Here is a 12,594-nt window from a genome sequence, read left to right as displayed (position 1 = left end):
GGAATTTTAAATTATCAGCATTTAACCTGCTTTGGTACTGTTAATGTAAAAAAAGCGGGATAAAGTACCACCGCCACCACAATCATCGTTAATTCGCAATATGAAACGAATCGTCGCACTAGTAATACCCTTGTTAGTTTTAATTAATGTCGCGTTAGCGCAAAAAAGCAATATCTTAAAATCTGATGTTAAATTTCAGCTTAAAAATCTGGGCGTAAATACCGGCGGTACTTTTAAAACACTGCAGGCTACTATTAATTTCGATGCTGATAAACCGGAGACGGGTACCATTGAAGCTACGCTGGATGTAAACTCGGTAAACACCGATAACGACCTGCGCGACAATCACCTGCGCAGCGACGAATTTTTTGATGCTACCAAGTATCCGTCCATCGTAATGAAATCCATCTCCATCAAACATAAAGGCGGCGACAAATATGTGGGCCAGTTTAACCTCACCATAAAGAATCAAACCAAGCAATTTGAGATGCCTTTTACTTATGACACTGATGCAACCAGCGCAACCTTTAAAGGCGGGCTGAAATTAAACCGTTTAGATTTTGGCGTAGGTGGTAAAAGTTTGGTGATGAGTAATGAGGTGTCGGTGAGTATTGAGGTGCAGGTAGCGAAATAGCTTGATTATTTGCTTGCTTGTCGCTTGGTGACGCTCAATTGCCGCTAAGGCTGTGTCTTTTGTCTTGATACAAAAGTAACCAAAAACTAAGCGTAGCGACCTCATTCACACCATAAAAAAACAAACAACAAGTGGATAAATCAAGTCATACACAATGCTTCTTTGCGCTCTGGGCCTTTGCCCTGCAAATCAGGTAAAACCTGGGCAGGGGCCTGTTGCCGCCGTTTGTCGCACACAGCCCACGCTTCAGGCAACATTCCCGACAGCCCTGCAACCGCACTGGCCACCATTGTTTTACCTGCTTTCGCCCGAAGCTCTGCGTCTGACACTTCCCCCAATTTTATGCATACTGCTGCGTTAGGGATAGTAGCGGATACCGGCCTTGCGCTTAAGGCCTGTGGCGTATGAGCGGATAGCCCGGGCCGAAGGCAACGCCCTTATTAACCTCATAGTTATACAAGTCCTACTCAAAAATCATTATAACTTAATTAAATCAAAAACCAACCGCTAACCACTAATCACTAAAACCCGTATCTTCGTCAAAAACTTACATCAACATGAACGCATACAGCATCGTACAGCACCTGCACTCGGGTTTCAGGTACATTGTTCTCATTCTTTTTATTTACGCCATTGTGTCGGCCTTTGTGGGCTGGCTGGGTACCCGGCCTTATACTAATGGTAACAGATTGGTAAATTTGTTTGCCATGATCTCGGCGCATACTCAATTGTTAATTGGTATTGTGTTATACTTTTTAAGTCCGCTGGTGGCTTTTAACAGTACTACCATGAAAGATCCGACCACGCGTTACTTTACGGTTGAGCATTGGGTGATGATGATTATTGCCATAGCGGTAATCACCGTAGGGCATAGCAAATCTAAGAAATTGGTATTACCTGAGGCCAAGCACAGAATAATTGCGCTGTTTTATAGCCTTGCGCTGCTAATAATTATTGGCGCTTTAGCTGCCGGCAAAATTTCCATCTTTAAATAAGCGAAAAAAAAGTATAAAAAAAATTTGCTAATTCAATTTTCTTTATAAATTTGCGTCCACAATGATCAAAAAAGGAAATAACAAAAGCTGGTGGCACCATTTAATTGGCAGCCGGCTATCTTTTTGACCATTAGAGACTAATCAATTGTAAACCTAATACAAAGACCCGGCGACCCTCATTCGCCGGGTCTTTTGTTTTACAGCATTTTTTGATAACAACACAATGAAAAAATATAAGATTAATACCACTTACAAACAGCAGCTTGCCGACACTACTACCCCGGTAAGCGTATACTTGCGCTTAAGAGATGTTTTCCCTAACTCACTATTACTGGAGAGTTCTGATTACCACAGCCGCGAAAACAGCACCAGCTATGTATGCTGCGACCCAATTGCAAGCCTTACCCTGAACGACGGGCAGCTCAACAAACGTTTTCCAGATGGCAGTGAAGAAACTTTAGAGCCGGGAAACTTTGAGCTAATCTCGCAGATTACCGATTTTCTGGACAGTTTTGAAACCAATGCGCCGCCGGTAAAAATTACCGCCAACGGTTTATTTGGCTATTTCACGCATGAGGCTGTGGAACATTTTGAAACCATCCGCCTGAAAAAAAGTGATGATACTACCCGCAAGATTCCGGTGATGCAGTACAACATCTACCGTTATATCATAGCGATAGATCACTTTAAAAACGAGTTATACATCTTTCATAATCAGCCAGAGGGCGATAATGATACTGCAGGACTTGACAAGATCCATGACTTGATAAAGAATAAAAACTTCCCTGAATACTCTTTCCAAAGTAAATCAGAAGAAAAATCAAATCTGAAAGACGAGGATTTTATTGCGATTGTAGAGAAAATGAAAACGCATGTTTACCGTGGCGATGTTTTCCAGATTGTTCCATCAAGGGCTTTCTCCAAAGAGTTTACGGGTGACGAGTTTAATGTATATCGCGCTTTGCGCTCTATTAATCCTTCGCCCTATTTGTTTTATTTCGATTATGGTAATTTCAGGATCTTTGGATCATCGCCAGAAGCACAGATCACCATCAAGAATCGTCGCGCTACTATTTATCCAATTGCAGGAACCTTCAAACGTACCGGCGACGACGAGAAAGACGCAGAACTGGCTTACAGCTTAAAAAACGATCCGAAAGAGTCTGCCGAGCACGTGATGCTGGTGGACCTGGCCCGGAATGATCTGAGCCGCCATTGCGACCATGTAGAGGTGAAAGCTTTTAAAGAGGTGCAATACTATTCGCATTTAATTCACCTGGTATCCATGGTAAGTGGCGAGCTGCTGCCTGATGTACCTACTTTTAAAGTGGTAGCCGATACTTTCCCGGCTGGTACGTTAAGTGGTGCGCCAAAATACCGCGCTATGGAGCTCATAGACGCAAACGAGAACATTAAACGCAGCTTTTACAGCGGCGCCATAGGTTACTTAGGCTTTAATGGCGATTTTAATCACGCCATCATGATCCGCTCGTTTTTAAGTAAAAACAACACGCTGCATTACCAGGCAGGTGCCGGTATTGTAGCCGGATCTGTTGCAGAAAGCGAACTAAATGAGGTAAATAACAAAATTGCTGCCTTGCGCAGAGCTATAGAATTGGCAGAGACATTGTAATCGACCCAATTGTAACAAACTTGTAACAAAAGAATCTATAAGAACGTAATATCTATATCCCCTGTTAATTAAGCAGAAGGTGGAGGTGAAATATGGCAAATAAAATTTTAATTATCGACAACTACGATTCGTTCACGTACAATCTTGTACATCTTGTAAATGAAATTGGCCTGCAATGTGATGTTTGGAGAAACGACCAATTTAAATTAGAGGACGTTGACGCTTACGACAAGATCATCCTGTCACCTGGTCCGGGTATTCCTTCAGAAGCCGGTTTACTATTAAAAGTGATTGAAAGATACGCCCCAACCAAAAGCATTTTTGGGGTGTGCCTTGGTCAGCAAGCTATTGCCGAGGTGTTTGGCGGTACCTTATATAATTTAAAGCAGCCTATGCACGGCATTGCTACGCCAATTGCGGTAACTGACGATACCGAGCGCTTGTTTTTAGGCTTGCCACATGAGTTTAAAGTAGGCCGTTACCATTCATGGGTAGTTGATGAAAAATCAATGCCAGAGGTATTGACTGTGACCGCTATAGATGAAACAGATAATTCAGTGATGGCGCTACGTCATACTACTTACGATGTACGCGGGGTGCAGTTTCACCCGGAATCTATTTTGACCGAATTTGGCAAAGAAATGATGAAAAATTGGTTAGCTGGCGATGAATCAAAAAGTGGTAATTTAGCCGACGTTAATAAGATCGTATACAACTAAAAAAACACCCCACCGCCCGCGCGCTGTGGGCAGGCTTATGAATATCCTCGATAAAATTGTATTGAATAAAAGGGCCGAAGTTGCTTCGGCCAAAAGAGATACCAGTATAAAAGAGCTAGAGTCGTCGGCATTATTTTCTGTGCCGACGTACTCTTTTAAAGAATTTTTAACTGCGCCAAACCGTACCGGCATCATTGCCGAGTTCAAGCGTCGCTCGCCATCTAAAGGGATTATTAACGACCAGGTAGGTGTAGAAGCAGTAACCAGTGGTTATGCCGCTGCGGGCGCTTCGGCTTTGTCTGTATTAACGGACAAGGATTTCTTTATGGGTACTAAAACCGACTTGTTTAAAGCACGCCAGGCAAACCAGATCCCCATTTTGCGTAAGGATTTTATGATTGATGAGTTCCAGGTAGTTGAGGCCAAATCTTTAGGTGCCGATATTATTCTGTTAATCGCCGCCATACTCACTCCGCAGGAAATTGACACGCTGGCCAAACTGGCAAAAAGCTTGGGTCTGAATGTGTTGCTAGAGGTGCATAACCTAGAAGAGTTGGAGCGCAGTATCAATCCTAACCTGGATGCCATCGGCGTTAATAACCGCAACCTGGCAGATTTTACGGTATCTGTAGAAACTTCTTACAAATTGGCCGAACATATCCCGGCTGAGTTTATGAAAATTTCTGAAAGCGCTATTAGTAACCCTGACACGATTAAAGGATTGAAGAAGGCAGGCTTTAATGGATTTTTGATTGGCGAGAATTTCATGAAAGAGACTGACCCGGGTGCGGCGATGGCGGAGTTTGTGAAAGCATTGTAGCATTATTTGCCGCGCAATATTTAGGAGGCTCCGATGGAGCCTTTGCTATTATATGCTATTTCTACAAACACGTGGCTCCTATGGAGCCAGGTTGCTGATTAGAAAGCTCCGGAGGAGCATCCTGTTTGTAGATCGCAAAGATCTCAGAGCTTGACTCCTACGGAGTCTCCTTTTCAACAAATGCATTTGAATGTATTAACAATTTTATCTTTGTTGAACAACACATTAATATGAGCACCCAAATTCACGACGATCAAATTTTTGAAGATATTACCTTTGATAAAACGGTAGTCAGAAATGCGGAATACAATAACTGCACTTTCAAAAAATGTGATTTAAGTGAATGCGGATTTGCAGTAACTAAGTTTATAGACTGCCTTTTTGAAAACTGTAATTTGTCGATGATCAAGTTTGAGCGTACAACACTCAACAACGTAACGTTTAAGCATTGCAAATTACTGGGCGTTAATTTCAGCCCTTGCGAGGATTTTTTGTTTACCGTAAAGTTTGAGTCGTGCATATTGGATTACTCATCCTTCATGTTGAAGAAGATGCCAAAAACTTCTTTCATCAAGACCTCTTTAAGAGAGGCAACTTTTACTCAAGCTATTTTAACAGGATCGGCGTTTGATGACTGCAATCTTGCAGGAACCATTTTTAACAGAACCGATTTAACCGCGGTAAACTTTTCTACGGCACAGAACTACGTTATCGACCCCGAATTAAATACCATGAACAAAGCCATCTTCTCTGCTCATGGGCTGGAAGGCTTATTGTATAAGTATAACCTGAAGGTGGTGTAAATCCTTAATGCTTGATATTCTTATCTGCAAAGTCAAATACCTTTTGCATTAGCGGTGTAGAGCGCACACCCGGCAAGTTTTTACGAATCTGTAACTCCTGTACAGCAATCTCAATAAACAAACCATCAATAGCTTTTTGCGTGGCGTAGTTAGCAATATCCGGATTGATCTTTTTTACAAATGGGATTTTGTTGTAAGTAGATGCCAGCGTTGAGTAATACCTGGTAGCGTCAACCTTATCTAAGCTTACTTTAATAACCGGCTCAAATTTAGCGGATAGATCATTCGTCGTTGTCCGTTTAAAATATTGTGTGGCGGCATCTTGCTGGCCCAGTAAGATGTTGGTTACATCAGTCAGCGTCATGTGTTTTATTGCATCGACAAATATCGGCTTGGCTTGAATGGCCGCATCTTCTGCGGCGCGATTTAAGGATAATATCGCGTCATCGCACACTTTATTCAGACCCATTTTGCGTAAGGTTTTCTCTGCTTTTTGTGCCTCGGGAGGCAATAGGATCTTCACAGCCGCATTGCCAAAAAAACCATCGACAGCCGACAGCTGGGTAGCGCTCTTGATGGTCCCTTGTTCTAAAGCCTGCTTTAAGGCTGTACCAATTTCAAGATTACTAGGAATTATTTGGGCGATGGTTGACAACGTCAAACCGATAACCAACAACGGAAGGAGCAGCAATGATTTTTTCATGCTGCAAATTAGTAAAATCAGCTAAGATTAAACTCCGAAAACGCGTAGGAGAGCAAAAATTATTCCGGCTATAAGGGCCGAAATTGGGATGGTGATAATCCAGGCCCAAACCAGGTTAATGGTAACCCCCCAGCGCACTGCCGACACACGTTTGGTTAAACCCACACCAATAATTGAACCGGTGATAGTGTGCGTAGTTGAAACAGGGATACCAAAATGCTCTGTAAAACCCAAGGTAATAGCTGCAGCAGTTTCGGCGCTTACGCCTTCCAACGGGGTGATCTTAGTGATCTTGCTGCCCATGGTTTTAACGATCTTCCAACCGCCAGACATAGTGCCTAAAGCAATAGCCGAATAACAAGCCAGCGGAATCCATTCAGGCATTGCTGCGCCGGCGCCAATAATTTTGGATGATATTAAAGCCAGGTATAAAATACCCATAACCTTTTGCGCATCGTTAGTACCGTGGGCAAAGCTTAACAGGCCCGATGATATAAGCTGCAATGCTTTGAACCAACGCTCTGCAGCAGCAGGGCGGGCATTTTTACAGATATGCAGAATAATTATCGTAATAAGGTATGCGACAAACAAGCCAATAAACGGAGCAAGGACGATGTACAGGATGATAGGGATGATATAATGCATATTCACCGCCAGGAAGGCATTCGAACCCATGTACAACGCGTTGGTCATACCCGCGCCGGCGAAACCACCGATGAGTGTATGCGATGAACTTGAGGGGATACCAAACCACCAGGTAGTTAAGTTCCAGGTAATAGCAGCTACCAGGCCGGCCAGGATAACGTGTATATTCACAAAATCTGAAAAAACGATCTTGGAAACAAAGTTGGCTACCTTATGATCTTTCACTACAAAATACGCCAGGAAGTTGAAAGCAGCGGCCCAAACTACAGCCTGGAAAGGCGTTAAAACCTTAGTTGAAACAACCGTAGCAATCGAATTGGCTGCGTCATGAAAACCATTGGTGTAATCAAATATCAGCGCCAGCGCAACTACAAATACTAAAAGGGTAGTAACCATTTTATGTTTACAGGTTGATTAGGCGTTTTTAACTAAGATAGATTCCATAACATCTGCAGCATCTTCGCACATATCGGTAGCGGTTTCCAGGGCAGCGTAAATCTCTTTATATTTTATTAAACGGATAGCATCTTTCTCGTAAAGGAAAAGGTCGGCAACGGCGCGGTCAAATACATAGTCGGCCTGGTTTTCAACGCTGTTAATGCGGATACATGAATCGGCAATGGCGCGGACATTTTTCAGATCTTTCAGCTCTCGTACGGCTTTTTCCAGGTCGACACTGGCTTGTAATACTAACTCAGACAGCTTGCGGATATGCTCATTATAGTCTTCAATACGGTAAAGGTTCATGCGGTTAGCAGCACCCTGGATATAGTCGGCCACATCATCGATAGCGCTGGCTAACGAGTGAATGTCTTCACGATCAAACGGTGTGATAAAGTTCTTGCTCAGCTCCAGGTAAACCTGGTGAGTGATTTCGTCGCCACGATTTTCTAACTTGTCTATTTGCTTAAATAACTCTTCTCGGGTTGCCGGGTTGTTGCTGTTAACCGTCTCCACCAAAATAGTAGCCATGGCTACCACATTGTTTGATGCCTGCTCGAACAGAGGGAAAAATATCTTCTTATCTTTTGGTACAAAGTACTGGAAAATGCTGTTTAATGACATAACGTATATTAAATCTGTGTCAAAGGTATGTTTCCTATGTTAAGTTAATGTTAACTTTTCAATCCGGGGATGTGTGGGAACGGTATGTTTTGCTTTACTTTTTGCAGTGTAAAGCCAAAAGTTGAACCTACACCTTCGGTACTGCGCACATTAATAGTTTGCTGATGCGCCTCGACAATATGTTTAACAATAGCCAGCCCTAAACCTGAGCCACCTATTTGTCTTGAACGGCTGGTATCTGTACGGAAAAAACGTTCAAACAACCTCGGCAAGAATTTCTCTTCTATACCCATACCGTCGTCAGTCACTTCAATCAATACCTGGTCATGCAGATCGAACAAGGTAACCCAGGTATTGCCACCCTCTTTACCGTATTTAAAAGAGTTATCTATCAGGTTAACCAACACCTGTGTGATCTTTTGCCTGTCGGCGGTTACCTGTATCGGCTCGTCATATTTTTGTTTAAATATCAACTTAATATCGTGCTGTTGGCCTTTCAGCTCTAACGATTCGATGATCTCTTTAATCAAATCGTTGATCTTAAATTTGGTATAGTTAACCGGCAACTCGCCCGATTCTAGTTTAGAGATCTCATCCAGGTCGTTGATCAGATAACTCAAACGGTCAACATTTTTCGATGCTTTATCCAGAAATTGCCTGGCCATGTCCTTATCATCGAAGTCGTCGTCCTGCAAAGCTTCAATATAGCCCTGAATAGCAAAAAGCGGGGTCTTAAACTCATGCGAGATATTGGACAAAAAATCACGTCTGAATTTCTCCTGCGTGCGCAGCATGTCTATCTCCGTCTTCTTTTCGCGCGCCCATTCCTGCACCTCATGCTCCACGTCATTAATCGGGTCAGAACTCATGTGTTCGCCCAAGGCATCGCGGAGGTCGCGTCCCAGTTTAAGGTTGTGAATGAGCTTGTAGATCAGTTTAATTTTCGAGTAAACATACTTTTCAATCAGGTAGTAAAAAACAATAAAGCTGGATGTAATGGTGGCCACAAACGTAATGGCCATATCATAGAATTTATGCTGAAAATAGTAATTTACCGCCGAAATAGTGACAGCCACTGCCAGCGCATTTATAAAAACCAGTACCCGTAATTTCATAAAGTAAAGTTACAGATTTGTTATGATTAGCCACATTGGCAATATTGAGGGATTGTTAAGTTGAGGTTATGAAATTGGGGGTCGTTTGGTTGTCATTGCGAGCGAAGCGTGGCAATCGCGGACATTGCATCCTTGCGATTGCCACGCTACGCTCGCAATGACAAAGTTTACCAATCATCCCGCAAAACTAAACTTACCCATTAACACCTTCGGGTTATTGCCAATAACTAATGGTTCGCCTGCCAGTGCTTCATTACCCAGCAATGCAAAAAGTATAGCCTCTTTGGCATCGGGATTTATCCCCAGTTCGGCAGTGTCGGCAATATGAGCCTGGGCCAAATGAGTTTGCAGATATTGCATTACAAACGGGTTGCGTGCGCCACCGCCGCTTACAAAAACCTTCACACCTTCGGGCAGATATTTTTTTACAAAATCGACTATAGCTTTGCCGGTAAACGCGCTGAGTGTCGCTATAATACCCTGCGCACTGATATGGCTGGTGTCTGATCTTTCCTGGGCCTTGCGCACGTAATCTTCGCTGAACAGTTCAGGCCCGGTTGTTTTTGGTGCATCCTCGCCAAAGAAAGGATGTCTGAGTAACGAACTTAACAGCCCATCATCCACCGATCCGGAAAAAGCTATGGCCGAATCTTCGTCAAAAGCTTTATTAAAAAGACTGCGGCTAAAGGTATCTATCAAAGTATTTCCGGGGCCGATGTCCGAACAAAGCACTTTAGCCAGATCACCGTCGCCCGGCAAATAGGTTAAATTGGCTATACCGCCAATATTTAATAGTATTCTGTTCTCGCCCGCTTTGCTGCCTAACAAAACATCGCCATACAAAGCCAGCGGTGCGCCCTCACCCCCTGCCGCGATATGTTTCTGTCTGAAATCGCTTATCGTCAAGATGCCGGTTTTTACCGCGATGTGGTCACCATCGCCTATTTGTAATGTGGCGTTGGGGTAACCTTCCTGTCTATGCAAACGCTGCGGAGCATGGTATATGGTTTGCCCGTGACTGGCAATAAAATCAACTTCCGTGGGCTGGATGTTCCAATCTTTCAGTGCCTGCAGAATCAGATCAGCGTGATAATTACCAATAAAATCATTCAACAATACCACTTTCTCCAGGTCAACCTGCCGGCGCGAAAACACGGAGCGCACATCGTTTTTAAAATTATCCTGATATGGAACAGTGATAAACTGTAGCAACTCGCATTTAGTCTTTAAACCCGTTCCGGTAAATTTACAGAGCGCAATATCTAGTCCGTCTAATGATGTGCCTGACATTAAACCTATACCTATACGTTCGGTTTTTTGGGCTACTTGAACCAGGTGCTGTAAATTGCTGTTGAGTGCTGGCATAAACGTTTGATTAAGATGGGACGGGAGATGTCTCAAGATAAGAATTTAGCCATCATCATCCAAATAAAACCTTAACGTTCTATTCATACCGGCTCACTAAATTACGGGCATTAAACAAAACTTAAATTAATTATTAGCGATATTTGCCCCACCCATCCAACCTATTTATTATGGCCAGATTAAATTTATTAGAAGAAACCAGGTACGAAAAACTGCCGGTAACCGTATATCCAAACCCTACTGCAGGCGCTGTTGCTGTGGCACAACGCATAGCCAAATTAATTAAAGACAAGCAAACAAAAGGCGAGAAAGCGGTTCTTGGCCTGGCCACGGGCGTAACCCCGATTGCGGTTTATAATGAGCTGATCCGCCTGCATCAACAGGAAGGATTAAGTTTTAAAAACGTCATTACTTTTAACCTGGACGAGTATTATCCTATGCAGCCCACATCGGCACAAAGCTATGTGCTGTTTATGAACAAGCAATTGTTTGATCATGTGGATATCGACCGGGCCAATATCCATATCCCTGATGGTACTTTGGCCGAAGGCGATATTGCTGCTTTTTGCCTTAATTACGAAAAACAAATTGAAGAACTGGGCGGGCTTGATCTGCAAATATTAGGTATAGGCCGTACCGGCCATATTGGTTTTAACGAGCCGGGCTCGGCACCCAACTCGGGCACCCGCCTGGTTACCCTGGATGACCTGACCCGTACCGACGCCGCGCGCGATTTTGGTGGTAAAGAAGCAGTGCCTACCAAAGCTATCACCATGGGTGTAGGCACCATTTTCAAGGCTCGCGAGATTATTTTGATGGCCTGGAGTAAAAAGAAAGCGCCCATTATTAAGAAAGCAGTAGAAGGTGAATTATCTGGCGAGGTTCCGGCTACTTATTTACAACTGTCAGACCATGTAGAGTTTGTTTTAGACGAGCCTGCCGCATCAGAACTGACGCGGTTTGATACCCCTTGGTTAGTAAAAGATTGCGTTTGGAACAACGAGCTGAAAAAGAAAGCCGTGATCTGGCTCTCGCAAAAAACGGGCAAGCCTATCCTTAAACTTATAGAAGAAGATTACAACAGCAATGGCATGGCGCAACTGGCTACCGAACAGGGGCCGGTTTACGAGATCAACATCGACATTTTTAACCAAATTCAACACACTATAACCGGCTGGCCGGGCGGCAAGCCCGATGCCGACGACAGCCAGCGCCCGGAACGTGCGCTACCGGCTAAAAAACGATCTATTATATTCTCGCCTCACCCTGACGATGATGTAATATCGATGGGCGGCACATTTATCCGTTTGGTTGATCAGGGACATGATGTGCATGTGGCTTATCAAACATCTGGCAATACTGCGGTTTGGGATGATGATGTGTTGCGTTATATGGAATTTGCTATCGACTTTAACAAAAGTATTGGCGATGACATTAAAAAACTGCAGCACATTCATAATGATATGCGGGTTTTCTTTGAAACAAAACAGCCTAACCAAATAGATACACCTGAGGTACGTTCAGTAAAGGGCTTTATCCGCAAAAGCGAAGCCATTGCGGGTGCGCGCTATGCTGGCTTGCAGGATGATCATATTCATTTCATGTCGCTGCCGTTTTATGAAACAGGTAAGGTCACTAAAAATTCGGTAAGCCAGATAGATGTGCAAATGACCATCGACCTCTTACAACAAGTAAAACCACAGCAAATATTTGCCGCAGGCGATTTTGCAGACCCCCATGGTACCCACATTGTTTGTTTTAACATTATCCTTGCGGCATTGAATCAATTAAAGGCAACTGAAGATTGGGTTAAAGATTGCTGGCTGTGGATGTATCGCGGTGCCTGGTTTGAGTTTGCAACTTATGAGATCGAGATGGCGGTTCCGCTATCGCCTGATGAGGTGCTGCGTAAGCGTTACGCCATCTTCAAGCACCAGTCGCAAAAAGATCCGGCCGTATTCCCGGGCGAAGATGCCCGCGAGTTTTGGGTACGAGCTGAGGACCGCAATCGTGAAACCGCTGAAAATTACGATAAACTGGGCTTTGCGGAATATGCGGCCATGGAGGCTTTTAAGCGATATTATTTTTAGCGTTGTG

The 12,594-nt window shown here is 43.6% G+C and carries 13 protein-coding genes; 7 read left to right on the top strand and 6 right to left on the bottom strand.

The genetic code is table 11. The annotated features are described in order from the left end of the window. Positions 1–100: 100 nt before the first annotated feature. Positions 101–634, top strand: a complete 534-nt coding sequence (locus HB679_RS17465) for a YceI family protein (protein ID WP_214073302.1) — start codon at positions 101–103, stop codon at positions 632–634. Between the two features lie 140 nt (positions 635–774). On the opposite strand, the gene HB679_RS17460 is transcribed toward HB679_RS17465, so the two are convergent. Beyond that, on the bottom strand, positions 775–963 hold the full coding sequence (locus HB679_RS17460; protein ID WP_214073301.1) for a hypothetical protein: 189 nt from the start codon (positions 961–963) through the stop codon (positions 775–777). Between the two features lie 228 nt (positions 964–1,191). On the opposite strand from HB679_RS17460, the gene HB679_RS17455 reads away from it, so the two are divergent. The 5 genes from HB679_RS17455 (at position 1,192) to HB679_RS17435 (ending at position 5,604) form a co-directional block, all read left to right on the top strand. Continuing rightward, a complete protein-coding gene (locus tag HB679_RS17455) occupies positions 1,192–1,629 on the top strand; it encodes a cytochrome B (protein WP_214073300.1) in 438 nt (145 codons plus the stop codon). A gap of 223 nt (positions 1,630–1,852) precedes the next feature. After that, positions 1,853–3,262: an anthranilate synthase component I family protein gene (locus HB679_RS17450; protein ID WP_214073299.1), complete on the top strand. Its 1,410-nt coding sequence runs from the start codon at positions 1,853–1,855 to the stop codon at positions 3,260–3,262. A 92-nt stretch (positions 3,263–3,354) separates the two neighbouring features. After that, positions 3,355–3,981 carry an aminodeoxychorismate/anthranilate synthase component II gene (locus HB679_RS17445; protein ID WP_214073298.1) on the top strand — a complete coding sequence of 209 codons (627 nt, stop codon included), beginning with the start codon at positions 3,355–3,357 and terminating at the stop codon, positions 3,979–3,981. Between the two features lie 37 nt (positions 3,982–4,018). Then, complete coding sequence (gene trpC, locus HB679_RS17440) at positions 4,019–4,801, top strand: indole-3-glycerol phosphate synthase TrpC (RefSeq protein ID WP_214073297.1); 783 nt, start codon at positions 4,019–4,021, stop codon at positions 4,799–4,801. A gap of 230 nt (positions 4,802–5,031) precedes the next feature. Next, a complete protein-coding gene (locus HB679_RS17435) occupies positions 5,032–5,604 on the top strand; it encodes a pentapeptide repeat-containing protein (RefSeq protein ID WP_214073296.1) in 573 nt (190 codons plus the stop codon). A 4-nt stretch (positions 5,605–5,608) separates the two neighbouring features. On the opposite strand, the gene HB679_RS17430 is transcribed toward HB679_RS17435, so the two are convergent. The 5 genes from HB679_RS17430 to HB679_RS17410 all read right to left on the bottom strand — a co-directional run bounded on the left by HB679_RS17430 (position 5,609) and on the right by HB679_RS17410 (position 10,497). Beyond that, positions 5,609–6,307 carry a DUF4197 domain-containing protein gene (locus HB679_RS17430; protein ID WP_214073295.1) on the bottom strand — a complete coding sequence of 233 codons (699 nt, stop codon included), beginning with the start codon at positions 6,305–6,307 and terminating at the stop codon, positions 5,609–5,611. A gap of 27 nt (positions 6,308–6,334) precedes the next feature. After that, positions 6,335–7,348 carry an inorganic phosphate transporter gene (locus tag HB679_RS17425; RefSeq protein WP_214073294.1) on the bottom strand — a complete coding sequence of 338 codons (1,014 nt, stop codon included), beginning with the start codon at positions 7,346–7,348 and terminating at the stop codon, positions 6,335–6,337. An 18-nt stretch (positions 7,349–7,366) separates the two neighbouring features. Continuing rightward, complete coding sequence (locus HB679_RS17420; protein ID WP_214073293.1) at positions 7,367–8,017, bottom strand: DUF47 family protein; 651 nt, start codon at positions 8,015–8,017, stop codon at positions 7,367–7,369. A 50-nt stretch (positions 8,018–8,067) separates the two neighbouring features. Next, on the bottom strand, positions 8,068–9,132 hold the full coding sequence (locus tag HB679_RS17415; protein ID WP_214073292.1) for an ATP-binding protein: 1,065 nt from the start codon (positions 9,130–9,132) through the stop codon (positions 8,068–8,070). A gap of 174 nt (positions 9,133–9,306) precedes the next feature. Further along, entirely contained in the window at positions 9,307–10,497 is a 1,191-nt protein-coding gene (locus HB679_RS17410) for an anhydro-N-acetylmuramic acid kinase (protein WP_214073291.1), read from the bottom strand. A gap of 170 nt (positions 10,498–10,667) precedes the next feature. Here HB679_RS17410 and nagB point away from each other — a divergent pair, with 170 nt between their 5' ends. Further along, positions 10,668–12,587: a glucosamine-6-phosphate deaminase gene (nagB, locus tag HB679_RS17405; protein ID WP_214073290.1), complete on the top strand. Its 1,920-nt coding sequence runs from the start codon at positions 10,668–10,670 to the stop codon at positions 12,585–12,587. The last annotated feature ends 7 nt before the right edge of the window (positions 12,588–12,594 follow it).

Source organism: Mucilaginibacter sp. dw_454 (assembly GCF_018449775.1).
Lineage (GTDB): Bacteria > Bacteroidota > Bacteroidia > Sphingobacteriales > Sphingobacteriaceae > Mucilaginibacter.
Note: the sequence above shows the minus strand (reverse complement) of the source record. Positions and strands in the feature narration are given on the sequence as shown.